At 50.9% G+C, this 25,211-nt stretch carries 25 protein-coding genes; 10 read left to right on the top strand and 15 right to left on the bottom strand.

Annotated elements, in window-relative coordinates:
- The first annotated feature begins 277 nt into the window (after positions 1–277).
- Both ACT53G_RS09295 and ACT53G_RS09290 read left to right on the top strand, forming a co-directional pair.
- A complete protein-coding gene (locus tag ACT53G_RS09295; protein ID WP_313986845.1) occupies positions 278–1,420 on the top strand; it encodes a GGDEF domain-containing protein in 1,143 nt (380 codons plus the stop codon).
- A gap of 326 nt (positions 1,421–1,746) precedes the next feature.
- Positions 1,747–2,928 (top strand): EAL domain-containing response regulator, encoded by a 1,182-nt coding sequence (locus tag ACT53G_RS09290; RefSeq protein WP_476169231.1) that lies wholly within the window; start codon positions 1,747–1,749, stop codon positions 2,926–2,928.
- 53 nt (positions 2,929–2,981) lie between these two features.
- On the opposite strand, the gene ACT53G_RS09285 is transcribed toward ACT53G_RS09290, so the two are convergent.
- A complete protein-coding gene (locus tag ACT53G_RS09285; protein WP_476169230.1) occupies positions 2,982–4,889 on the bottom strand; it encodes a putative bifunctional diguanylate cyclase/phosphodiesterase in 1,908 nt (635 codons plus the stop codon).
- A 498-nt stretch (positions 4,890–5,387) separates the two neighbouring features.
- Between ACT53G_RS09285 and ACT53G_RS09280 the strand changes: the two genes are divergently transcribed.
- The 8 genes from ACT53G_RS09280 to ACT53G_RS09245 all read left to right on the top strand — a co-directional run bounded on the left by ACT53G_RS09280 (position 5,388) and on the right by ACT53G_RS09245 (position 12,409).
- Positions 5,388–6,086, top strand: coding sequence for a GntR family transcriptional regulator (locus ACT53G_RS09280; RefSeq protein ID WP_476169229.1), 699 nt, complete (start codon positions 5,388–5,390; stop codon positions 6,084–6,086).
- A gap of 101 nt (positions 6,087–6,187) precedes the next feature.
- On the top strand, positions 6,188–6,400 hold the full coding sequence (locus tag ACT53G_RS09275; RefSeq protein WP_476169228.1) for a hypothetical protein: 213 nt from the start codon (positions 6,188–6,190) through the stop codon (positions 6,398–6,400).
- 5 nt (positions 6,401–6,405) lie between these two features.
- Positions 6,406–7,755, top strand: coding sequence for an AtzE family amidohydrolase (locus ACT53G_RS09270; protein ID WP_476169227.1), 1,350 nt, complete (start codon positions 6,406–6,408; stop codon positions 7,753–7,755).
- Positions 7,756–7,769: 14 nt separating this feature from the next.
- Complete coding sequence (hpxZ, locus tag ACT53G_RS09265; RefSeq protein ID WP_275356155.1) at positions 7,770–8,138, top strand: oxalurate catabolism protein HpxZ; 369 nt, start codon at positions 7,770–7,772, stop codon at positions 8,136–8,138.
- A 185-nt stretch (positions 8,139–8,323) separates the two neighbouring features.
- The gene (locus tag ACT53G_RS09260; protein WP_476169226.1) at positions 8,324–9,007 is read left to right on the top strand and encodes a cysteine hydrolase family protein; all 684 of its coding nucleotides are present in this window, start codon (positions 8,324–8,326) and stop codon (positions 9,005–9,007) included.
- 34 nt (positions 9,008–9,041) lie between these two features.
- Complete coding sequence (locus ACT53G_RS09255; RefSeq protein WP_476169225.1) at positions 9,042–10,604, top strand: hypothetical protein; 1,563 nt, start codon at positions 9,042–9,044, stop codon at positions 10,602–10,604.
- A 43-nt stretch (positions 10,605–10,647) separates the two neighbouring features.
- Positions 10,648–11,976 (top strand): allophanate hydrolase, encoded by a 1,329-nt coding sequence (gene atzF / locus ACT53G_RS09250; RefSeq protein ID WP_476169224.1) that lies wholly within the window; start codon positions 10,648–10,650, stop codon positions 11,974–11,976.
- Between the two features lie 28 nt (positions 11,977–12,004).
- Entirely contained in the window at positions 12,005–12,409 is a 405-nt protein-coding gene (locus ACT53G_RS09245) for an allophanate hydrolase-related protein (RefSeq protein WP_476169223.1), read from the top strand.
- A gap of 107 nt (positions 12,410–12,516) precedes the next feature.
- Here ACT53G_RS09245 and ACT53G_RS09240 read toward each other — a convergent pair whose 3' ends face one another.
- From ACT53G_RS09240 to ACT53G_RS09175, 14 genes are all read right to left on the bottom strand, one after another.
- Positions 12,517–12,735 carry a hypothetical protein gene (locus ACT53G_RS09240; RefSeq protein WP_194748551.1) on the bottom strand — a complete coding sequence of 73 codons (219 nt, stop codon included), beginning with the start codon at positions 12,733–12,735 and terminating at the stop codon, positions 12,517–12,519.
- A gap of 138 nt (positions 12,736–12,873) precedes the next feature.
- Positions 12,874–13,077, bottom strand: coding sequence for a hypothetical protein (locus tag ACT53G_RS09235; RefSeq protein WP_194748552.1), 204 nt, complete (start codon positions 13,075–13,077; stop codon positions 12,874–12,876).
- A 116-nt stretch (positions 13,078–13,193) separates the two neighbouring features.
- Positions 13,194–13,448, bottom strand: coding sequence for a cupin domain-containing protein (locus ACT53G_RS09230; protein ID WP_476169222.1), 255 nt, complete (start codon positions 13,446–13,448; stop codon positions 13,194–13,196).
- Positions 13,449–13,727: 279 nt separating this feature from the next.
- Positions 13,728–13,898 (bottom strand): CsbD family protein, encoded by a 171-nt coding sequence (locus ACT53G_RS09225; protein WP_476169221.1) that lies wholly within the window; start codon positions 13,896–13,898, stop codon positions 13,728–13,730.
- A gap of 52 nt (positions 13,899–13,950) precedes the next feature.
- Positions 13,951–14,136 (bottom strand): hypothetical protein, encoded by a 186-nt coding sequence (locus ACT53G_RS09220; RefSeq protein ID WP_379074948.1) that lies wholly within the window; start codon positions 14,134–14,136, stop codon positions 13,951–13,953.
- Between the two features lie 3 nt (positions 14,137–14,139).
- Entirely contained in the window at positions 14,140–14,841 is a 702-nt protein-coding gene (locus tag ACT53G_RS09215) for a helix-turn-helix transcriptional regulator (protein WP_476169220.1), read from the bottom strand.
- A 2-nt stretch (positions 14,842–14,843) separates the two neighbouring features.
- Positions 14,844–15,776, bottom strand: a complete 933-nt coding sequence (locus ACT53G_RS09210; RefSeq protein ID WP_476169219.1) for an NAD(P)-dependent alcohol dehydrogenase — start codon at positions 15,774–15,776, stop codon at positions 14,844–14,846.
- A 546-nt stretch (positions 15,777–16,322) separates the two neighbouring features.
- Positions 16,323–17,699 carry a multicopper oxidase family protein gene (locus ACT53G_RS09205; RefSeq protein ID WP_476153924.1) on the bottom strand — a complete coding sequence of 459 codons (1,377 nt, stop codon included), beginning with the start codon at positions 17,697–17,699 and terminating at the stop codon, positions 16,323–16,325.
- 10 nt (positions 17,700–17,709) lie between these two features.
- Positions 17,710–19,089: a TolC family protein gene (locus tag ACT53G_RS09200; RefSeq protein WP_476169218.1), complete on the bottom strand. Its 1,380-nt coding sequence runs from the start codon at positions 19,087–19,089 to the stop codon at positions 17,710–17,712.
- On the bottom strand, positions 19,079–20,305 hold the full coding sequence (locus tag ACT53G_RS09195) for a DUF2231 domain-containing protein (protein WP_476169217.1): 1,227 nt from the start codon (positions 20,303–20,305) through the stop codon (positions 19,079–19,081). Before ACT53G_RS09195 ends, ACT53G_RS09200 begins: the two co-directional genes overlap by 11 nt.
- A 569-nt stretch (positions 20,306–20,874) precedes the next feature.
- Positions 20,875–21,288: a Cu(I)-responsive transcriptional regulator gene (gene cueR, locus ACT53G_RS09190; protein ID WP_275356166.1), complete on the bottom strand. Its 414-nt coding sequence runs from the start codon at positions 21,286–21,288 to the stop codon at positions 20,875–20,877.
- A gap of 60 nt (positions 21,289–21,348) precedes the next feature.
- Positions 21,349–21,543 carry a heavy-metal-associated domain-containing protein gene (locus ACT53G_RS09185; RefSeq protein ID WP_343223966.1) on the bottom strand — a complete coding sequence of 65 codons (195 nt, stop codon included), beginning with the start codon at positions 21,541–21,543 and terminating at the stop codon, positions 21,349–21,351.
- A 77-nt stretch (positions 21,544–21,620) separates the two neighbouring features.
- Positions 21,621–24,107, bottom strand: a complete 2,487-nt coding sequence (locus ACT53G_RS09180; protein ID WP_476169216.1) for a heavy metal translocating P-type ATPase — start codon at positions 24,105–24,107, stop codon at positions 21,621–21,623.
- Positions 24,108–24,284: 177 nt separating this feature from the next.
- On the bottom strand, positions 24,285–25,160 hold the full coding sequence (locus tag ACT53G_RS09175) for an alpha/beta fold hydrolase (RefSeq protein WP_476169215.1): 876 nt from the start codon (positions 25,158–25,160) through the stop codon (positions 24,285–24,287).
- Between the last annotated feature and the right edge of the window lie 51 nt (positions 25,161–25,211).

Raw genomic sequence — 25,211 nt, 5'->3', positions numbered from 1 at the left:
AAAAATATTGGCGGCACGGTCATACCCAAAGTTCACAATGAATTGCAAAAATTATCGATAAATTGAATCTATGCTCTCCCCCTAGAAGCTCAAAGTTTTCGATAATAGCGCCAACTAACTGGCATCCATCGCCTGAACAATGGATGCGGGTTCGGACATGGCTGCTTTTATCTGAAGTAAAACGCTTAATAAAGAATAAAACAAAGCGATATTTTGATGATCAAGCCGGTTGCCTCTTGCATAAGATAAGCTATTCCTGAAACCTGTACCGATTTTAATGTCACTGCTCCAGAAACCTGATGCTAACTTATTGCGCGCCCGCTACCACAGCCTGGTAAACGACGTGCCCGTGGTCATTTTTACCGCGATTAGCGCATTGACGATCCAAATGGTGGCGTTGCAGGGTGAGATTGATTGGAAATTTGCCATTTTGCCACCCATGTTGCGCTTGGTGATAGGGGTGATTTTGCTGTGGTTCTGGTACAAGCACAGGCATGACCAGCCACCGATCGAGAATATCCGCAAACGCCTGGATACCGCCTCTACCTTGCTGATACTGGCAGGCCTGTTTACCTTCTGGCGCAGTTTGTACCTGTTTCCAATCACGGGCAGTTTTTCGCATTATTTTTTAATCGTACACAACACGCTGTATGGCTTGTGCTTTGCCTTTATCCTGAGCAAGCTGGGTGCAGCGGCTTATGCCTACAATGTGTTGCTGATTGGGGCGGCGGTGACCTGCGTGTTTCGCGGCGACATTGAACATCCCTATTTGGTCGCTATGCTGATTCTGGTGTTTGAAGTGGGCATGCTGTTAACCATGCGCGCCAGCAACAAGACCTTTGACCAATGGGTGAATGCAACCTTTGAAACGCAAAGCCTGCTTAAGGAAAATCAGCGGCTGGCACAACAGGATGTGTTAACTGCGCTGCCTAACCGGCGTCAGTTCTTTCTGCAAGCGGCACAACAGCAAGCCGAATCCAGCCTGGGTGAGCATTGTTTTGTTGTTGGCATTCTGGATCTTGACCATTTCAAACCGATCAACGATCAGTACGGTCACCATATTGGCGATCTGGTGTTAAGCGAGGTGGGCAAGCGGCTGGCTGCGATTCACACAGCAGACGTGCAGTTTTACCGACTGGGTGGCGATGAGTTCGCATTTCATTTATTGTCTGATTGCGAGCATCTGCGCCTCAAGCAAGTGTGTGCAGAAATCAGCCATGCACTGTCTCAAACCATGCATATCGACGAACGGGTACTGACGGTGAGCGCATCTATCGGCGCCTGCTCCACCTGTGACGCCAAACTTTCTGCACAAACCATGTATGAACACGCAGATCAGGCGCTGTATCAGGTCAAGCGTGCCGGCCGCGGTCACTTGCAGATATACAGCGAGCCCCTGGACCTTAAAAAAATGGCATAACTTATACTAGCCCTGCCCTTTTGTCTCAATGCACTTTCTAATCTTGCTAACGCATCATTATTGACCGATCACCGCCGTATGCGCTGGCGGTACTAACACTTTTCCCGCCTCAAAATTTGGCTATTTATAACCAAACCAGCACATTTCCGTTTGTTTTCAGCCAAAACTATGTTCATTTTTTAAGCAAATTACATTACCATAAAACTTTACTCAGTCTAAACAGCCCAATGTGTTGAGGTTTATTCTCAGCGAACCCATTTAGTTTCACCCCTGCAACACAGCAACAACAAGAACGGCAATGAATGCCGATAAAAGGAGGTGGTGCAATGAGTACAAATACGCTATTGATTCTGGATGATGATGTCACGCTGACGACCCTGATGACTGCCGTCGCAAAAGATCTGGGATTTGAGGTCAAACACTGTGAAGATGGCAGACAATTTATTGATGCCATCCTCGCCTGGAAGCCATCGCACCTGGCCATCGATTTGGTCATGCCGAGTATTGATGGCATTGAGATTCTGAAAACGCTGGCGCGTATGGACTGCCAAAGCAGCATTATCCTGACCAGCGGCATCGGTTCAGTGCTACTGCCGCTGGCGCAGCTGACGGCCTTGGAACATCAATTGAATATCCGCGGCATTTTGCATCACCCGGTCTTACCGCATCTGCTGCAAAAACTGCTGGCGGACCATCCTTCCGTCGATTTGCATGCCACGGATCATACACAAGTCGTCAAACCACTCAGCATCGACCACGAGAGCATAGACGCGGCGATCCGCCAGCAGCAATTCGTCGTCTATTATCAACCACAAATTGAGTTATTTACCGGCGAGGTGATAGGCTTTGAGGCCTTGCTGCGCTGGCAGCATCCACAGCAGGGCATCCAGTTACCCGAATTATTTATTCATGTGGCAGAAGACACTGGGCAAATAGAAGCCCTGACTGAATACGTGGTTGTGACAGGTATCCAGTTTATCCAATCCATCAGTTCAACCCTATGCTTGTCGGTCAACATTTCAGCCAAAAGCCTGCACAATGACCATTTGATCCAGATGCTGGAACAAGTCTGCCAACGGTTTGCCTTCGATCCCGCGCGCATGATTCTGGAATTGACCGAAACCGCCACCATGCTGGATACGCAACAGGCGGAAAGAATCCTGACTCACTTACGTGAACAAGGCTTTAAGCTCAGTATTGATGATTTTGGCACGGGCTATTCTTCGATGTCACAATTAGCGGCGCTGCCATTTACCGAGCTCAAAATTGACAAGTCATTTGTCACAACCATGGAGGCCTCTTCCAAATCACGCAAGGTGATTGCCTCAACGCTCAAACTGGCAGAAAGCCTGGGGCTGGAGACGATTGCCGAAGGCATAGAAAACAGTATGGCCGCCATCGGTTTACGGGAGCTGGGCTGCCGCTTCGGGCAAGGCTATTTTTTTGCAAGACCCATGGATGCGGCCGCCAGCAAAGTCTGGCTCAGCCACTGGAACGGACAACGCTGACCACAGCAGCTGGCACCGGCATATGGCCAAGGCAGCGCCTGACCCGATGCCGGTCAGGTACGCAGGTAACTGACGATCTCGGGTTCAACCATCGGGCTGGCGTAGTAAAAGCCCTGGATAATCTTGCAACCCATGGAGGATAGCAAGTCGACTTGCTGCTGTGTCTCGGCGCCTTCCACCACGCAATCAACGCCAATGCCATGAGACAGGGCCAGAATGGAACGCACGATCATTTTGCTCTTCGGATTGGTTTCCATATCATGTACAAAGCTGCGATCCACCTTGATCTTGTTGAGCGGCAAACCTTGCACGTGACTCAGGCTGGAGTAACCGGTCCCAAAATCATCCAGCGCCAGGGAAACACCAGTTTGCCGTAACAACTCGATATTGTTTCTGCTCACAATAAAATCCTGAAGCAAGGCAGTCTCAGTCAACTCAAAGGTAATCCGTGCAGGATCGACACCACTGGCGGAGAGCATCGCCACCAGATCCTGCACCACCTTATCACTGATAATATCAAACGCCGACAGATTAAAAGACAAGCCAATCTGGGCAGGCCAGGCCTGCACGGCCTGCAAGGCCTGAGAAAACAAAGTCAGCGTCAGACTGGAGATCATGCCTATACTTTCAGCCACCGGGATAAATACACACGGGCTGACCATCCCCAGTGCCGGACTGTTCCAGCGCGCCAGACATTCAAAGGCGATGGTACGACCAGAGGGGATATCCACCATCGGTTGAAAGACCAGAAAAAATTCCTGCACCAGATCCGCAGAACGTAACGCCCGCTCAATTTGCAGGCGGCTTTGCAGCCGTTCAAGATGACGGGCCGAAAACAGCTCGGTATGACTGCGCCCCGTGTTCTTTGCATGGTAGAGCGCATAATCCGCATACTCATAGAGTTTCTCAGACGTATCATCCACCTCAGGAAACACCGCAATACCAATAGAGGCGCTCAAATTGAATAACATCCCCTCTACGGCTACCGGCTCTTCAATCAGCGCAATCAAAGACTGACCAAGCTGCTTGAGCGCCGCTTCATCGCCAGCAAAATGCTTGTGAAAGGCAAATTCGTCGCCGCCCAAGCGGTAGAAGTGAATAGGATGCTGACATCGCGGGTAATGCTTGAGACGCCGACCGATTTCCACCAGCACAAGGTCACCAATGCGGTGCCCATGTGCATCATTCACCTGCTTGAACTTGTCGAGATCAATAATGCCAATCGCAAATTTTTTGCCTTCTGTTTTCAGATGCTCCAGCGATTGCGCTTTAATCGTGGCAAAAAACTGGCGGCGGTTTGGCAGTTCAGTCAGCATGTCCACATTGGCCAGGCGCGCATTTTCGGCGGCCAGATTTTGAGCGTGTAACGAACTGTAGACCAGGGAATCAAAGCTCTTGTTGCGGCGGTACATGGCAATCAACATGCCAATCTCAAAAATCAGGATCATGAATGCAAATGAATGGCTATATTCAATGTCGGCATACAGCACATAAGCAAGCGTGGTGACGATCAGCATCAGATTGTAAAGGTAGGCCGGCCGGCCAAGGCTGACCAGCAGAAACGGAAAACAGATGCCATATAGCGTCATCTGCACGACCAAAAAGTAGCGGCTGTAGCCAGATGAGTCTTGCAGCAGATGCAGGTCGCAAATCACAGTGGTGATGCCCGCCACAAGCAGCAAACTGGCGAAAAACTGCAAGCGTTTGCGAACCACATCGGTGTGCGGTTTTTCCTTGCGGTGAATAAACCAGTAGACAAACACTGCGGCCGAAACCAGCGTGAGCATGGCAGGCACGACAAAAGACCAGACAAAGGGCTCATTACGGTGAAACACCGAGATTTGTGTCAGCATCGCCACCACTGCAGCCACAATCACTACAGGCACATAAGGCAGCAACGAAAAGTATCTGGCGTAAAGGATGTTTTCGTCAAAATGACGGTAATATCGTAGGTCAATCATGGGTAACACATCAAAATCTCAAAATTCGGCCCTGCCGGAACAGCCGCAAACACGCCCTATTTGCAGCAGGTGAGTATATTGGCAAATAGGCCGGGGGTTTTGTTAAATAATGCAAAAATAGAGAGGATCAACCGCGGTTGATCTGGATGCATCCTTCGCGGCAACTGCTTTTGCCATGCTGGACACGACTTGCTATGTTTATTTACCGAAGATTTCGTATCACGAATGTCCGGTTTTTTTGAGAATCAGGCAACAAGCGATGCAACCCTGGCCATCGAAGCCGTTGCAATCAGCCCTGTTCCCTTGATGAATGACCAAACCCGAATTAACGCCTGTCATTATAAAAGCGATGCCCGCAATTACTCATAGCCCAATCGGACTATTCAAGCCAGGTGCACGTAAAATGCAGGCGTAGTGACCACGCATACGTAGTGTAACGGTTGCCGAAAGGCCATTATCCAAGTATCTTTAATCGCATCCCCAGTCAGATTCAAGGTCATGATCAAAAAAGAAAAACCTGCAAAAAGCTCTACTGTCGACGCTTTGTATAGCCAGCTCAAGCAAAAAATTATTTCTTTTGAGCTCTATCCGGGCACGCGCATTACCGAACTGGCGCTGGCAGAGATGTTTGGTGTCAGCCGCACGCCGATCCGGCAGGCGTTGCAACGCCTGGAAATAGAGGGTTTTTTGAGCATACGTCCCAAGCAGGGTTGCTTTATCCGTGAGCTGGATGTGACCGAACTGATGGAGTATTACGAGGCACGCATCGCTCTGGAGTTGCTCATCGTCGAATCTGCGGTCAACGCCATGAGTGACAAGCAAGTGGAGCAGATGATGGCACTCTGGCAGCCGGACAAGCATGATGCGGAATTACAGATGGGTATAGACCTTGGCGAAAAAGATGAGTCTTTTCATGTCGGGCTGGCCCTGGCCAGTGACAAACCAGTGCTGGCCTCGATTTTAAAAAACATTAACCACCGCATCCGCGTCATTCGTCGCCTGGACCTAAACGCTGACAATCGCAGCCAGCGCACCTATAAAGAGCATTATGAGATATTGCAGCTCATTAAAGAGCGCGATACGACCAAGGCTAAACAAGCCATGAAGCGGCATATCCAGCGCAGTCGAGAATTCGCCAAAACCCTGACGCTGACTGCCTTGGCGCGGCAAAAGTTCTTATCCACCCCCTCTGCCTGACCGCCTGAAACCCACCCAGTACGCGGCACTGGTACGGCACTTGCTTGGGTTTTGTTGTATACAATATTGCATATCAAAAAAACCTCACCAAGGAGTTTGCTTTGTCACACGCCATGCTACAAGACAACGAAATCACACCGGCATTTGTTGCCAGCCAATTACAATTACAGGGTATCACGCTTGACGAACAGGACCTGCTGCAAACCACGCAACATTACCGCCTGCTATTCAGCCATGCCGAACGCGTCATGAGTTGGCCGCTGGACGAGCACATTGAGCCCGCACCAGAGTTTCGCCCACAGGCAGAGAGCTAAGCGCCATGGATGGAAGTCAGAATGCAATCGACATTGCCAACGCAATCCGCCTGGGAACCGTCTCAGCCCTGAGCGTGACCGAGGCGGCGCTGGCCGACATTGCGCGCCATGATGGCCGCTACAACAGCTTTACCACCGTAACTGCGGGGCGTGCGTTGCAAGAGGCCGCTGCCGTGGATGCGGCACGTGCCCGTGGCGAGCGCTTGCCACCGTTGGCGGGTGTGCCGTATGCGGTGAAAAACCTGTTTGATATTGCCGGGTTGCCTACCCTGGCCGGGGCCAAAATCAACCAAAGTCATGCCCCCGCCAGCACCGATGCGCAGCTGGTGCAGGCCATGCAGCGAGCGGGAGCCATCTTGCTCGGCGCGCTCAATATGGATGAGTATGCCTATGGCTTCACTACTGAAAACCACCATTTTGGCCCAACCCGCAACCCGCATGATCCGACGCGTAGCGCTGGTGGCTCGTCCGGCGGCTCAGCCGCCGCCGTCGCAGCTGGTCTGGTGCCGCTGACACTAGGCTCAGACACCAATGGCTCAGTACGGGTGCCCTCGTCCATGTGCGGTTTGTTTGGCTTGAAACCGACGTATGGCGCACTCTCATTGGACGGCATGTTTCCGTTTGTGCACAGTTTTGATCATGCCGGGATTTTTGCGCGCTCCGCGCAAGACTTGTCGCTTTGCTTTGACGTGCTGCAAGGCAACCCCAGCGCGGACTCAACGCCACGATTAGTCTCAGACACGCCACGCCTCGCCCGCCTGGGCGGCTATTTTGAGCAAGGCGATGCGCAAGCAGAGGCCGCCGTCGCCGCCGTGTGCAACGCCTTGCAGGTGACGCAAGTGGTCGAGTTACCCGAAGTGGCGCGCGCCCGCTCAGCCGCCTATCTGATTACCGCCAGCGAAGGCGGCAACCGCCACCTGACCCGCTTACGCATGCAGGCCGCTGACTTTGACCCGCTGACCCGCCCCAGGCTGGCGGCAGGCACCACGCTACCAGCCGCCTGGTATCTGCAGGCACAACGTTTGCGGCGCTGGTTTTTTGAGCAGGCCATGCAAGTGTTTGCGAGCACGGATGTGCTGATTGCACCGGCCACCCCTTGCTGTGCACAACCGCTGGGGCAAGAAGACATGGTGATCAACGGCAACCGTATGCCGTTGCGGCCCAACATGGGCATGTTTACCCAGCCGATTTCGTTTATTGGCTTGCCTGTCGTCGCGGTGCCTGTGCATTTGCCCGGCCAGCTGCCGATTGCGGTACAACTGATAGGTGCGCCCGGCAAGGAGGCGCAGCTGCTGCAACTGGCACACCATTTACAGTCGTTGTCAGTCTGCCAGTCTCCCGTGGTTAGAAACTGATACAGAGGTGACCCATGCTGATTAATCATCCCCCTGTCCTCGCCGAAGTCACCGCGGTATTTGCTGACTACGAACGTGCCCTGGTCAACAATGACGTACAAGCCCTGATCCATTTCTTTTGGCAAAGCCCCCTCGCCGTGCGCTATGGCGCTGCCGAAAACCTGTATGGCTGGGAGCAGATTGTCGCCTTCAGAAAACAACGCACGCCCCCGCCGCCACGCACCCTGTTTAATACGGTCATCACCACCTATGGCCTTGACTATGCCAACACCAGCACCGAGTTCAGGCGCGACAATGGCACAGGCCGGCAAAGCCAGAGTTGGATACGCACTGAACAAGGCTGGAAAATCGCAGCGGCGCATGTGTCCCTGATGCCGGACTAATGCGCTCGCTTGGTGCGAGCCGCACTCTTTTGGCGAGCGCTGGCCGATTTTCCGCAGCCAGACCAAGCAGATTAAAAAATAATTCCCTTGTTTTAAAAGCTTTTTTTTCAACCAAGCATAGACGCAACTCAGGCATGTGATTTGCTTTGTTGTATACATTGATGCATTTTATAAAGTCCTTTCAGATGATCTCCACCCTGCAAACAGTCACCGTCGCAGCCATGCCCGAAGCTTTTGTCTTTGATCCCGCACGCACCGCGCTCATGCTCATCGATATGCAACGCGACTTCATTGAAGAAGGGGGCTTTGGGCAAAGTCTGGGCAATGATGTGCGTTTGCTCAAAGCGGCAATTGCCCCCTGCCAGGCCGTGTTGGCGGCAGCCAGGGCGCAGGGCATGTTGGTAATCCATACCCGTGAAGGCCACCGACCAGACATGTCAGACGCCTTTCCAGCCAAAGTGGACCGGGGCGCGCCAAAACTGCGTATCGGCGATCAGGGGCCCATGGGGCGTATCCTGATCCGTGGCGAACCGGGGCACGAGATTATCCCGGCGCTGTCACCCATCGCTGGCGAACCCATTATCGACAAGCCTGGCAAAGGCGCCTTTTATGCGACCGACCTCGAACTGCTATTACGCAAGCGCAACATTGAAGCGCTGATTGTTTGTGGCGTGACGACCGAAGTCTGCGTGCATACCACGGTGCGCGAAGCCAATGACCGCGGTTTCCGTTGCCTGATTCCTGGCGATTGTTGCGCCTCATACCACCCCGAATTTCACGCCGTCAGCCTGCGCATGTTTGCCGCCCAAGGCGCGATTTTTGGCTGGGTCACCGATAGCCAGCCACTGGTACACGCATTGCAAAAATAATCAGGCATCCCGCCATTTGAGGAGAATCCCCATCATGAAAACCGCTTCAGGCATCAAACTCTGGTCACCGGGCGACTGGAACGCGCTCTTTGGTTTTGGCACCAATATTCTGGTCAATCTGCTGGTGCTCACCGGCCTGCTCAGGTTTGTGCTCAAAATGCCGGATGAGATGGTGTTCGGCCGCATCTTGCCGGCCACCGGGCTCATGCTGTTTCTGAGCACCATGTATTACGCCTGGCTCGCCTATCAACTCGCCAGGCAGACCGGTCGCAACGATGTCTGCGCACTGCCTTCAGGGGTCAGCGTACCGCACATGTTTGTGGTGGTGTTTGTGATCATGTTGCCCATCTCGCTGGCCAGTGGCGACCCGGTCAAAGGCTGGGAGGCCGGACTGGCCTGGGTGTTTATCCAGAGCTTTGTGCTGATGCTGGGCGGCTTTATTGCGCCGGTGATCCGCAAAATCACCCCACGTGCGGCCTTATTGGGCACGCTGGCAGGCGTCTCCGTCGCGTTTATCAGTTTGCGCCCGGCGCTGGAGATGTTCATGACGCCCATGGTCGGCGTGGTCTGCTTCGCCATTATTCTGGCCAGCTGGTTTGGCGGCGTGCGCTATTTCAAAGGCATCCCGGCCGGGCTGGTGGCGATTGCCGCCGGGACGCTCATCGCCTGGGGTTCTCACCTGTTCGGGCTCGATTATGCCCACATGAGCCTGAATCACGTCAGCGCCGCCCTTGCCAACTTTGGCTTTTCCATCCCGCTACCCGCCATCAACCATGTGTTTTCAGGCTTTGAATTTTTAGGTGTGATTCTGGTCACCGCCATCCCGTTTGGCATTTATGACCTGGTTGAGGCAATGGACAACGTTGAGAGCGCCGCCGCCGGTGGCGACAGCTTTCCGACAACAAGGGTGTTGACGGCCGACGGCGTGATCAGCCTGATTGGCTGCCTGATGGGCAACCCATTTATCAATGCGGTCTACATTGGGCATCCCGGCTGGAAGGCCATGGGCGGCCGCATCGGCTACTCAGCGGCGACCGGGATCATCGTTTTGCTGCTTTCCTGGCTGGGCATCATCGCCCTCATGGCCTCCTTGATTCCGGTGGTCGCCATTTCGCCTATCTTGCTCTATATCGGCATGCTGATTGGCGCACAAGCATTTCAAGAAACGCCCAAGAGCCACGCGCCTGCCATTATTCTGGCCTTTTTGCCACATGTCGCGGCCTGGGGGAAATTGCAAATTGACAACGTCCTCGCCGTCGCTGGCACCAATGCCGCCACCTTGGGGCTGGATAAACTCGGCCAGGTGGGCGTGCTCTACCACGGGCTGGAGGTGCTGGGTGGTGGCGCCATTTTAGGCGGCTTGATGCTGGGTGCGATTGCCGCCCTGGTCATAGACCGCAAACTGGCCAAAGCTGCTGGCTTTGCACTGGCAGCGGCGCTGTTTACTTTTTTCGGCCTCATGCATGGCGAGGCGATCGGCATTGGCCAATCGCTGCCGATTGCCGCCAGTTACCTGGTGGTGGCGATCATGCTGTGGCTAAGCAGTAAATATGCGCGCATTGAGGCCTTGCCCACCGGCCTCAGCAGCCAGCACTAACCCCGTGCCAGCCACCCTGACCCACACCGGAGCCCTGCCCCACATGAATTTGAACATTTCGCATCTGAGCGCCGCTTATCGCGCTGGCAGCCTGAAACCCAGCCAGTTGGTCCGGCAGCTGGCAGAAAAAATCCATGCCGAGGATACGCACCATGTCTGGATTAACCGGGTCAGCCTGGAAGAGATGCTGATCTACGCCTGCCAACTGGAGGCGATGGACCCGACCAGCCTGCCTTTGTACGGCATCCCGTTTGCCATCAAAGACAATATCGACCTGGCCGGATATCCGACCACGGCCGCTTGCCCGGACTTTGCCTACACGGCCGACCAACATGCCACGGTGGTCAAAAAACTGATTGCCGCGGGCGCGATCCCGGTCGGCAAAACCAATCTGGATCAATTTGCCACCGGCCTGGTCGGCGTACGCTCGCCGTATGGCGCCTGCAAAAACAGCATTGATCCTGACTACATTTCCGGCGGCTCCAGTTCGGGTTCTGCCGTGGCAGTTGCGCTGGGCATGGCCAGTTTTAGCCTGGGCACAGACACGGCAGGTTCTGGACGGATCCCGGCCGCGTTTAACAATCTGGTTGGCATCAAACCGACCTGCGGCCTGCTTAGCACGCATGGGGTGGTGCCGGCCTGCCGTTCACTCGATTGCGTCTCTATTTTTGCCGGTACCGCCGAAGAGGCACACGCCGTGTTGCAAGTCGCGCAAGGAGAAGACCACGAGGATGCCTATTCACGGCGGGCACCCGCGCAGGCAGTGCATTCTTTTCCACCCCGCTTTCGCTTTGGCGTGCCCCGGACTGAGCAACTGAATTTTTTTGGCAACCCCGAGACGCCCGCGTTGTTTGCCCACGCCGTACAAGCACTGACCGCGACAGGCGGGCAAGCCGTCGAAATAGATTTTTCGGTATTTCTCAACACGGCGCGCTTGCTTTATGAGGGCGCCATCGTCGCCGAGCGCTATGCCGCCATCCGGCCCTTTATTGAATCACACGCAGAGGCCATGCACCCGGTAACGCGTAGCATCATTCAGGGGGCCAGCAAATTCAGTGCAGCCGACGCCTATGCCACGCTATACCAGCTCAAAGCCAACCAGGCGCAGGCCCAGCAATGCTGGGATGAGGTTGACCTGCTGGTCACGCCGACGGCAGGCACGATTTACACCATACAAGAAGTGGAACAGGACCCGATCCAGACTAATAGCAACCTGGGCTATTACACCAACTTTATGAACCTGCTGGATTTGTCTGCCATTGCTCTTCCGGCCGGATTCCAGCACAACGGCCTGCCGTTTGGCATTACGCTCTGCGCCCCGGCTTTTCACGACCTTGCGCTGGTTGAACTGGCGCAACGGCTAGGCCGCTAACCGCGCTAAAAATTACAAGGAAACACGCATGTCCATGATAGAAGTCGCCGTCTGCGGCGCGCATATGCAAGGCCTGCCACTCAACCCGCAACTGCAGGCATTGCAGGCCACTTTTGTACGCGCCACGCATACCTCGGCCGACTACAAACTCTACCACCTGGCCGGCTTTCACCCACCGCGCCCCGGCCTGATCAGAGTCAATACAGGCGGCAGCGCAATCGCCCTGGAGGTTTGGCAGCTGCCGCTGGAGAACTACGGCAAACTGGTTGCCAGCGTCCCGGCCCCGCTCGGCTTTGGCACCCTTACGCTGCAAGATGGCCAACAAGTGGCTGGCTTTTTGTGTGAAGCCTACGCCAGCGCAACCGCAACGGATATCTCGGGCTTTGGCGGCTGGCGGGCTTATCTGCATGCACAAAGCCAGGGGCAGCAATAAATAGCGCCCGCCTCCAGGCCGCATGAAAAACCAATTCATTTTTCATCTGGTCGTAACGGCGAATCAGTGCAGATCAAGCCATTGATTTAACTGGGAGATTGGCACACTCAATGTTCTTTTGCCATTGACTGATGGCATTCGTCGGGCGCTGCTCGAGCAGTCCGTGCCTGTGGCTCTATCCAGGTAATGTGCGCGCCGCTGGTGTGCGCAATCTGATCCAGTTGCGCGATCTCGTGTGCGGAGCGTTGCCGGCGGTTAAGCTTGAAGCCCAATCCGGCTTTCAAGATGCGGATTAACTGTGTGGTGGGCTGATGATCAAAGCGCATGGAATGGGCCTTTCATAAGCGCGTGCATAAACATAAGCAGTATCCGTCGTATCGCCAGTTGGCCGCATACGGAGACACCAGCGTCAGCAATCCCGCCTAAGCGGGATTGTTGCGGTCAGCATTGCATAAATGCCTGACTCATTTTTCATGGCAATTGCAGGCAGACTGCGTTTTCTGCTGGGCCGAGTTGCAGGCTTCCATCGCTTTTTTTGCACTTTCTTTGGCTTCTGAAACATTATTTTTATGATAGCTCTCTGATGCATTCAGATGATGTTTGGCGGCCGCTTCATGATCAGTCGCTGCTTGTTGATGTAATCCACTGGCTTGATTGGAAATTGACATGGCGTAAATCCTTTGTGGCGTCGATCTGTGTCTGGCCGTTGGAAATTCAACAGCCAGTCTTTGCAGTCTATCGGGCACGCAAGGGGCTGTTTGTTCGCTAGCCAACACGGTCTGGCTTATTCAGTCATGACCCCGTCAAAGGGCAGCTTCGAGACATCTGCATACACGCGCAGAGGACAGACGGTGCCCTCTTGATGACTGGGTGGCGAGTAGAGGCTGTGTAGTTTCAAGTCCAGTTTGCCCGTATTGATCAGGTGATGATTGACCCCGGCTGGCACCATCATCGCGTATCCTTGTTCCACTGCTGTGGTGGCGCCATGGATGATGATGTGTCCCCCCCCTTTTTCCACGCGTAAAAACTGGTCTTGCATCTATCCTTCAAAGCCGGTTTCCTCGCCCGGTTTGAGTGAGACGAGAAGCAACTGGCCATACTGTCCTGTGTATACCACCCGCCTGCAGTCTGTATTCATCCTGAAATCCGTATTCATCAAAGTGACTTGATAAAAATTCTGGATATATCCATGCATCACTGTTTCCTAAGCGCGGCGTCATGCCACAGAGGGTGAAGAAGCGGTCGCCGAACTGGCCCACTTCAGGAGACAGATTACGACCAGATGGCCTTTACCAGGTGAAAGACCAGATCACGCGGTTCAATGGTGCTTGATCTCCTGTACCGACTGGGCAAACGCATTGATTTGCTGATTGGCCTCTTGCTTGTTGATGCCGTAAATTTGCTGCAGTTTTTCTACGAGAATCTCCCGCTTGCCCGTAATGTCATAAATATTGTCCTGGGTCAGACGCCCCCATTTGCCGAGAATCACCGTTTCCAGCGCCTTCTAGTCAGCTTGTATCTCGCTCCATTCCATACTCGCTCTAGACTTTATCCAGCATGAATAGGCGATACACCTCGATTTGAGACTTCAGAATGGGGCGCTGAGCGATGGAGCTCGCAATAAACAAGGTTGACATACTGCGCGAGGAGATAATGTCCCGGCAGTAATCAACCACCATTGACACAACACTCAAGGCGCGCTCGATGCGCACACTTAAGCCAAGCATGTGTTATTCAATATACTGATTTTTGTCGGTACTTTGGCAGACGCTATTACGCCACTCTTTTGACAAGTGGCGTCGATTGCCAGGATAGTGATCTTCAAGCTCACTGATCTCCACAATACGATCCACGAGAAAGATTCTAAATGCCTGATGTAACTCGCACCACGCGGCAATGGACCAACGCGAATCGACGAACCCTAAAATAAGCGGCCAGATCACATACGCCAAAGTGTCACCCGTTTTGTTGATATAGGCCACTTTGAGTTTTTTTTGCTCGCGCATGGCATAACGCACTACACCTGAATCAAAATCTACGACAAATGGTCTTTCGCCGACATAAAGCATGTCATCCTCCATGAATAGTTTCATGTCTGCAGGAATGACTGCTCCAATCTTTGCCAGTGCATTTTGAGCCCCAAGCGCGAGCGCTTGATCTGCTTGTTGACTCACCCATTGCGCGCCTGCGACCAAAGCTTGCAATTCGTCTTCATTGAATGTCATCGGTGGCAGCAAAAATCCAGGCTTTAACATGTACCCTACGCCTGCTGCGCCATCAATTTTGGCACCCATTGCCTGCAACGTTGCAATATCACGGCGAATCGTTCGCAACGAGACATTGGTTTCTTGCGCCAGCATTGCGCCGGAAACACTGCCGCGATGTCGACGCAACACTTGCATCAGTTCGTTGAGGCGATGGCTACGAGACATTGTTACTCCATGGCGATAACACCTTTGCCCCCTATTTTGAGTCCACCCTCAATTTCACTCATCAGATTTGCACCATCGATGAGCGATACGATTCTGCCAATCGGTAATTGGAGCTTTCCGAGTGCCGCCGCTTGTGCGACCTTGCCCAAAGTATACTCGCTCGGACTGCCTATCAGCACCTGATAGTTTTTAGAGAAAATCGCCCGCAGGAATTTCATTGGTTTCGGGTCAAGGTCAAGAAATACACCATTTTTCTTGAGCAGCTTCATCCCTGTGCTTGCGGAAATGGTTGTTGAGGTATCGTAGACAATATCGAATTTTTGCGTCAGGGCATGCAAATCCACTTTTCGATAGTCGTAGACATGGGCTAATCCCATTTTTTGCATTTTTGCCATGTCTTCACGGCGGCAGCTGCCAGAGACGATGGCCCCTAGCATCTGCGCGATCTGAATCGTTGCTATCCCAACAGCCCCGGCACAACCGTTCACAAATACATGTTGACCAGCCCTCAGGCGGGATTTCTCCACTAACCCTCTCCAAGCCATAATGCCAGGCGTCGCCAAACAGGCTGCATCCTCAAACGAGACTGTATCCGGTTTGTGTGTCACAAAGGACTCATTGGTGACTAGCATCTCGCCGAACGCGCCGGCCTGTTTCAGTCGTGCCATGCCAAACACATGGTCGCCTGGAGCAAAGCGTGTCACCCCTCTACCAGTTGAAATCACCGTCCCCGAGAAGTCCAAACCCATTGCCCGAGGGAAGGTGTTTCCGGTCAGGATTTTCATCGTGCCATTGCGTAACTTCCAGTCGATGGGGTTGATTGCAGCATATTTCACCTTCACAAGTAGCTGGCCCTTGCCGGGAGCTTCCACTTCAAACTCCTCCAGGCGCATCATACTTGCCCCGCCATATTGATGGTACTGAATGCGCTTCATGCGGACACGCTTTGTTTCTGGATAGTTATACACTTGTTCATATTCATTTCGATGGAGTATTGAAATGCTTACTATAAACAGTGCACATGCCAGATTTTGTCACCATCTTCATCCAGACACATCCAACGTTCTGTCGTTAGTTATTCGAGTCAAGATTCAGCAGCTTTTTTGAAATTAACTTGAGAGATAACTCAGGGATTGGTATTCGCAGCGTAACTGCCCCAGCCAGAATGACACAGGGGTCTGATTTTGCACGAAATCAATACATGCGTGAGATGAGAACCCCTCAATGAAAAAAGGGTTACGATCCTCGCAACCCTTTTTTAGGCCAACATGCGTGTGACTGACGAAGTCAAACGCATGTGCATGATCGTTGAGCATCTACACTGTTTGTGTCGTCTGCAATTTAACTCAAAACTTAACATCAATATAAATCAAAGACTTAGAAAAAGTCTTGTAAAGCCCTAATTCAAGCCATATGCAACTTACGTTGAAAGTTAGCAGAGTGCATCCCGTTTTTATTAATGCATTGGAGTAGGTCATCTATTAGTGACCAGAATGGTTAGTTGGCTTTCTTACATTAACCTCTGCTTCACTTTCAAAATGAGAATTCTGACGCTGGATCTTAGTTGTATCCACCTCGATTGCATGTGCAACCGAGCCACTTGGGTGCTTGTAGTCGCCAGGATTTTGATAATCATTCTTCGCAAGCCCCTCCCGGACCTTGACAGTGGTAAACATGCCGCCCATTTCCAATGAGCCGTATTGTCCATTACCCATCATCATGGGCAATGTGTTTTTCGGCAAGGGCATCTCCATCATTTCGTTCATTTCAGACATCCCCGTCTCCCCCATAGGCATGTAATCGGGCACGAGATTGGTGATTTTCTTCATGAGGTCACTTTGCTTGACGCCTATCATGGTTGGAAAGTCGTGGCCCATGGCATTCATGGTGTGATGACTCTTATGACAATGGAATGCCCAATCACCAGGCTCATTAGCCACAAATTCAATTGCACGCATTTGACCAACGGCTATGTCGGTAGTCACTTCCGGCCAGCGTGCCGTTTTTGGCACCCAACCGCCGTCGGTACCGGTGACTTCAAACTCGTGACCATGCAGATGGATAGGGTGATTGGTCATGGTGAGATTGCCGACGCGGATGCGCACGCGGTCATCTTTACGCACGACAATCGGGTCTATGCCTGGGAACGCCCGGCTGTTCCAGGTCCATAAGTTGAAATCGAGCATAGTATTTACCTTGGGCGTAAAACTGCCCGGCTCAATGTCGTAGGCATTTAGCAAAAACACAAAATCACGGTCCACCGGCATGAATTTTGGGTTCTTGGGGTGCGTGATCCAGCTGCCCATCATGCCCATAGCCATTTGCAACATTTCGTCCGCGTGGGGATGATACATAAAAGTGCCCGGCCGCTTGGCCTGAAATTCATATACAAAGGTTTTACCGGGCTCAATCGCAGGTTGAGTGAGACCACTCACCCCATCCATGCCATTAGGCAAACGCTGGCCATGCCAATGCACACTGGTTTTTTCAGGCAGGCGATTGGTCACAAAAATACGCACGCGATCTCCCTCAACCACCTCAATTGTCGGCCCAGGACTTTGCCCGTTGTAGCCCCAAAGATTTGCTTTCATGCCTGGCGCAATTTCTCTCACCACAGGTTCTGCAACAAGGTGAAACTCCTTGACACCATTGTTCATCTTCCAAGGAAGGCTCCAGCCATTCAAAGTAACTACCGGTTGATACGGGCGCCCTGTACCAGGATAAAGCGGCTCTTGTGTGTTTGCCACCTCAGAGGTGATGATTTCCGGAATAGCACCTAATGCAACCTTGCTAACAGCACTAACGGCAACGCCAGCCATGCCTAAACCAGCATATTTAAAAAAGTTTCTTCTATCCATTGTTGTCATCTTATTGACCTTCCATCAAACGAGGACTGGCGACTAAAGTAGCTTGCAATTCTGCATCAGCTAACCAAAAGTCGCGTAATGATTCGATATAGCCTTTTACGCTTTGTACTTGCGCTCTGGCATCGCCAAATAATTCAAATGGGCTTGTGAGCATGCCGTTATAGCGCAGTTGATCCTCGTACAATATGCGTTTGCGTAATGGCACAATCTCATCGCGAATGTGACGAGTGACATCATGTTTGGTGCGATAGGTGTTATACCGTTCTCGTATCTCAGATTGCGCATTGGTCACCAACTGAGCAGTTTCCTGTACCGACTGCATGTAAATTGACTCCGCCCGTGGCACCTTGGCCTGGCCCCAGTCAAACAACGGTATCTCGAAAGCGATATCGATACCTTTCTTATAAGGCTCACTTCTTCTGCCCTCCAATACTCGTGCCGGGCCTAACTCAATCACATTGATGAATCGTGTGGTTTTGGTGAGTCCTAGCTGCTTAGCCAAAGCGTCCATTTCAGAGCGCTTAACCAGCAGGTCCAATCGTTGTTCATAGGCATTTTGTTCAAAGGCCTGTAACTCTGAAAGAGACTTAGGCAGATCAGGTAACCGAGGTTGGATTGTGAGTTGTGACGCTTTCACACCTAATTGCCTGGCCAAAGCCTCATATGCCCTAACTTCAGCATTCTTTGCATTAGCATATTCAAGTGCGGCATCGGCATAGAAGCTTTGCTCACGTGACTGCTCCAAGCGATTCCAGTTGCCGGTTTCATGCAGTCGTTTAGCCAACTCAGCACTGGCTTCTGCAGACTCTTTCACTTGTGCGCTATATCTAGCCAATTCCGTAGCGGCAACCGCATTAAAATAAGCGGTACGTGTCTGATAGGCGAGTTTTAGGACTTCAATGGCGGTAGATGCTTGTGTCTGCGCAAAACGTCTTTTTTCAACTTCTACCGCTTTAGGCATGGTGATCAATGAGAAGACGTTGAACGTGAATGCCTGCTCGATCTTATACTCACCACCATCACGCGCATAAAGCATAGAGAAACGTGGATTAGGCAATCGGCCTGCCTGTACAAGATCAGCTTCTGAGATGCCCAGCTCGTAGAATGAAGCTTGTAGGCCTTTATTGTTATAAAGCGCCACCTGTACTGCGCCCTCTACATCCAGGGGTTGTGCAAGTAATGCCTGAGTCTTGTCCTGTAGGGACTTTGTAGACGCTTCTGTCTTAGCCCATTCATACGCTTGCTTCAGGTGGGGTTGAGTTTGTTTTTGTACCTCATTCATGCCGCCATCTTTGGAGAAGGACGCGCACCCACCTAATAACAGGCTTACCGCAACAAGAATGGCGCTGCGTGCTCTGAGATTTCCAATATTAGTGCTCATGTGAATCTCCTTCAGAGGATGCATGTTGATGATCTGAATGACTGTCCTGAGCCGGTATTGCTGATTCACTTGCTTCACCATGGTGGTGTCCCGCATGATAATGGCCACCAGATGCAGGCAAAGATAGAACACCAATGCCATGGCGATAGACCACTTCGCCACCCAGCCATGCCGTTATCGCGACAGCCATGGATAGTCCTGCCAGGCAAACTAATACTGGCATTGACATCGGGCTGTCCTGACGCGATTTCGACGAATTCCAGATTGCAACGAGCACTAATCCAACAGCAGTAGGGATTGCCCAGGCTCGATGCAACAACATGGCAGCATGGCCGGCATCATCGTGATTCATGGTTGAGTTGAATGCCAGCCAACCAAAACCAACGGCAGTCATAGCACTCACAGCAGCTAGTATCAATACGTAATATCCTGTGGCGGCCAATGAAGTGGATGATGCAGATTGGCGGCGCAACCGAGCAGCTAGGCCTAAAATAAATGCCACCATCGTCAACGCAATTGGAAAATGTACGACTGCCGGATGCAAATTTGGAATAATTTGGAAACCGGTGTGTTCTGAGGGCATTTCTGATTTAAGGGCTTCTGAAGCCTCATGGATATGGCTTGAGTGATCATCTTCCGCAAGCACACCCTCCGAATTTCCATGCTCATGGGTTATGGATACAGCCTTTTCACCTTCACTTCCTGCATGGTTCATCATTCCATGGTCGTGAGTGTGTGCCGACATTTCAGATGAAGATGATTTGTGATCCATGCTTGCCATGCTGTGGCCCATGTCCTCAGCCTGATTATTCATGTCATGCATTTTGCTATGGTCCATCACCGGCATGCTGTTATGGTCCATGCCTTTCATATTGCCCTGATCCATGGGTGGCATCTGAGACTTTGAGTCATGTAAAGCATGCTTATCGCCATGAGACATACGATGTCCCATCGCTTCATGATGCATTGGTTGATCCGAGGAGTGCTGCATCCCCGGCATTTGATGGCCTTGGTCTGCAATCGAAGAATCTAGCGATTTCCAATCTGTTTGATGGTCATTATTTGTCGGCTTGTAATCATCAAAGGTGGACTGGTATGGCGCAGAGCTTTCTTCCGCAAATGATGCACCAATACCCAATCCTAATGTCATCGCAATAAAGAATAAGTATTGATAGAAAGAGGCAAGCCTGACGCTCTCTAGGGTAGTAAATTTCATATAAACCTCTCATTTAGAATTCCCAATATCCATTGGAAATACATTCTTTCGCCTGCCGCGAGCATGCAAAAGCATAAATGTGCTAGCCAAAGACCTGATAGGACTTTAGCCAATGTACTAAATGAGGGTAAAGCGCGGAGGTCGCTCAGGACCGGTGGATATATGACTCGTGAAATCTGGGACGATAAAACCGATTGCCGTACCTGCAACGATCAAATGATGCTTGAGATAATCACTCGAAGCCGCAAAGGCGAAGCCTGAGCAACAGACTGAACATTTGGAACAATGGTTACAAGCGTGTTTAGTATCATCTGGATGTTTGTGAGCATGACTATCTGCAGCCCCCTCGTGGTGTTCATGGCTATGCCCACTGACACTTTCATGGATGTGCTGGCTTTGTGGCTTCTCACAATTGATCATGCTGACCGCTGCAAATCCCTGCACCGGTAGAATGATTGCAATGAGCCAAATAGTGAAAATCTTAATTAGCTTTCTCACGATGAGCTTATGATAACCCTAAATTAAAAATGATTCAGTGACATACTTAAATTTCTTGTGACGGAAATACCCTATGGGTGGATTTCTTGATTTAGCGCAAGTTGCTCCAGGATCGGACATTCTGGGCGATCATCTCCATGGCAACAATGAACAAGCTTTTCTAGCTCCGACTTAATCGACACCAGGCTTTGAATCTTTTGGTTTAAGGCTTCAACATGGGCGTTTGCCAATTCTTTCACTTTACTACTTGGCCGAAGCGGATCTTGCCATAGGCTTAATAATTCCTCAATTTGCTTGATAGAAAAACCTAAATCACGGGAGTGTCTAATAAAGCTTAGCGTATGGATATCTTTTTCAGAATATTGACGATATCCAGAAAAGGTTCTTGATGCCGCAGGCAACAAGCCAACACTTTCGTAATGCCGGATCATTTTGGTCGATATGCCAGACGCCCTGGCAGCTTGCCCGATGTTAAATAGACTCATTGCTTATGTCCAAATAATAGGTAAAAAAGCCTGCTGATCTAGCTCAGCAGGCAGAGTGAATTATTCACTCGCAGGTGAAAAACCTGCATTTATCAAAGCGGAAACGATCTCGTCTCTTGCAACCATGGTTTCAACATTGACTGTTCTGGTTGGAGGGTCGGCTGCAATGCTTGCTGCCGGATCAACGGCTTTAATGGCACTTGTGACACCTCTTGCACATCCACCACAAGTCATATTCTCAATATGAAATTTCATCATCCACTCCTTCGGCAATGATTGGTCGTCAACATTAGAATAAAGCTTCCAATAATGGCAAGGTAAAGCGATTTAAGTCAATGTGTTGACGATTCGATCATGGGCGGAATGAATGTACGTAAGCGCAAGGCATTCCCTAAAACAAATATACTGGACAAGGCCATCGCACCCGCTGCAAAGATGGGTGAAAGCAACAGTCCCCATACAGGGTAAAGTGCGCCAGCAGCAACCGGAATCAAGGCGGTGTTGTAGGCAAATGCCCAAAACAGGTTTTGATGAATATTGCCTATCGTTGCTTTGGATAGGGCAATCGCATTCGGCACCCCTAGCAAATTACCAGACATCAGAACGACATCTCCAGACTCTATGGCTACATCCGTACCTGTACCGATTGCCAAGCCGACATCCGCCTCTGCCAGTGCCGGCGCATCATTAATACCGTCTCCGACAAATGCAACCTGCCCATACGTCGCTTTTAAACGCCGGATGGCTGCTACTTTACCTTCTGGCATCACCTCGGCAATCACTATATCAATCCCAAGCTGCTGGGCGATTGCGTGTGCGGTTTTGGCATTATCACCAGTAATCATCGCCACTTTGAGCCCAAGCTGGTGAAGCGCTGCAACCGCGCCCGGTGTCGAAGTTTTAATGGGGTCAGCAACGGCAATAATGCCCGCCAGCTGGCCATCAATCGCGGCATATAATGGAGACTTCGCTTCTTTGCCCAATCGTTCTGCTGCCTCCGCAAAAATACTGACATCAAGCCCCAGCTGACGCATAAACCGATCGGCCCCGACTTCGACGAGTGAATCCGCAACCTTGGCTCTCACACCCATGCCGGTCACCGCTTCAAATTCAATTAAATCCGGTAGTGACTGGCCATCCTCAGTCGCAGCAGTGACAATTGCCCGCGCTATCGGGTGTTCGGATTTAGACTCCACGGCACCTATTTTTGCTAGTAACTGGTTACGGTCCAATGTTTCCGCAATTTCCAAATCGGTCAGAACGGGGCGCCCTTCCGTAAGTGTGCCCGTTTTATCCAAGGCAACGACTTTGGCATCTTTAAGCAATTGCAGCGCTTCGCCTTTTCTGAACAAAATACCTAGCTCAGCCCCGCGCCCAGTGCCAACCAAAATAGAAGTGGGTGTCGCCAATCCCATGGCACATGGGCATGCAATGATCAACACTGCGACTGCGTTCACCAGTGCAAAAGTCAATGCCGGTGTAGGTCCAAAAATGATCCAGGAAATAAAGGTGAGTAATGCTACACTCATGACAGCAGGCACAAACCACATCGTCACTTTATCAACCACGGCCTGTATCGGTAGCTTGGAACCTTGGGCTTGCTCAACCAAGCGTATAATTTGTGCCAACATGGTTTGACTACCTACCGCTGTAGCACGCACCGTGAAGACACCCTTTTGATTAATGGTACCGCCGACTACAGCACTACCCAAAACCTTTTCCACAGGAATGGGTTCACCCGTAATCATGGATTCATCAACGAAACTGTTACCATTGGTGATTTGACCATCTACCGGCACTCTCTCGCCGGGTCGCACTTCGAGTTCATCATTGAGAAGGACTTCATTGATAGGGATGTCTAACAAACGCCCCTCTCTCATGACATGGGCCTTTTTAACCTGCATTTTTGTGAGGCGTTTGATCGCTTCAGAGGTACGTCCTTTAGCGCGTTCTTCTAAAAACCGACCTAATAGGATCAATACGACGATAACTGCAGCCGCCTCGTAATACACGTTGACCGCTCCCTCGGGTAGTAGCCCTGCAGCAAAGGTCGCTACCACTGAGTACCCGAACGCAGCAGCTGTGCCCACGGCGACGAGTGAGTTCATATCAGGTGTTAACCTGAGGAGCGCCGGAATTCCCTTTTGGTAAAACCGTCTTGCTGGAAAAACCAATACTATCGTTGTTAGTGCAAATTGGATGTACCAGCTATTTTGCATCCCTATAGTATTCATGATTAATTCATGAACAGCGGTTATCAGGTGCGCCCCCATCTCCATCAAAAAAACTGGTAACGTCAATCCTGAAGCGAGAATGAGGTCATCTCTCAACTCAAGAAGTTTTACCTCTTTCTGATTGGAGGCAGCCTCTTGCAACTGAGTGACAGAATTGATGGCTTTTGCTTCGTAACCAATACGCTCAATAGCGGAAATCAGATCGGCCTTCTCGACATAGCCATAAACGGTTGCCCTTTCTGTGGCCAAATTGACTGATGCCTCAGCAACACCAGGTACAGATTTCAATGCTTTTTCAACTCGACCAACACATGAGGCGCACGTCATGCCTATTACATTTAGTTCTATTTTTGATGTTGGGACTTCATACCCAATCTTACGAATTGCTTGAATCAAAGCTGAAAGATCAGTGTCTGCTGATGTTTTAATGTTTGCACGCTCAGTAACAAGGTTAACTGACGCACTTTTTACACCTGGCACTTTGTTTAACGCTGCTTCAACACGGCGGACACAGCTAGCACATGTCATGCCTTGGACAGGAAGGGAGATATCTTGGATAGCATCACTTAACTGTTTTTCAGACATACTTAATGGCCTCGGAAACTGCTTGGTTAAATGTTCATCCAGTCTAAAGCTTTCCATGATGGGAAGGTCAACCGCATTTCAATAAACAAACATTAAGAAAATGTATTACCAGAACCGAAAGTAGCTTAAGGATTGTGGTGTCGGGCTTAACGTGAAAAATACTTTTACATGGTTTAATTAATTTGCCTCCAAGTATTGGGATATGGTCTTTTTTAAATCCTCTGGATTATCCACGCTGAGGAAATGCCCAGAACCTGTGATGGTCTCAAGCGTTGCGTTTGGTACTTTCTTCCAAGTCAAATATCTTTCGGCTTGTCTTGACCAGTCATTTTCTCCGTATATCAGCATTACAGGGCTTTTGATCTTATGATATTGATCAGTGGCCTGCGCCCAACTGCGCCAGTTTTTTAATATGTTCCTGCCAAGAAAACTGTAGCCCGGCCGATGTCCTGTTTGATCAAACATTTTCATTAACCAGGTTGGGATTTTTTTGATTTTTGTGACGCCGCCATTCATCACCAGGCTCAAGAAAAATCGATTCTCAAGTGCAGCAAAAATCGCCCCATTGATGGGAATTGAGTAATTCCACATCATAAAGTTGGCAATAACGTTGCCACGCCGGATGCCATCTGCGTAACGCGTTTCATAATCGTATGTATTGACCGCAATCACCTGCTTAATCTTATCTGGGATTTGTGCAGCGACCGTGAGAGACAGTGTCGCGCCAATAGACTCACCAATTAAGGTGAGATTGGTCAAATTCAGCTGATCAATTAAATCAAGCACAGAGGCTCTCAAATAGGGCTCGTCGTAGTTGATTTTCTTATTGATGGACGATTGACCGTGGCCAGGCAAATCGATGGCATAGACGGTAAATTTGCTCGCATAAAATGGAATCATCTCGCTAAACAACTCAATTTGCGTTCTGATCGTATGCATTAAAAGCAGCGGTTCTCCACTCCCTGTTTTAATGACTCGAACCGTTTCTCCATCTTTAAGCGTGACAAAAAATTCCTCTCCGTTAAATTTAAGATCTGTTGGTGCATCACTCATTTCATTCTCCCTTATCAAATTAATTAGTACTTATCATTTCGAGTGAAGTGA

Source organism: Methylophilus sp. DMC18, assembly GCF_056314005.1.
The sequence above is the reverse complement of the archived record's forward strand: the minus strand, read 5'-3'. Positions and strand labels throughout refer to the sequence as shown.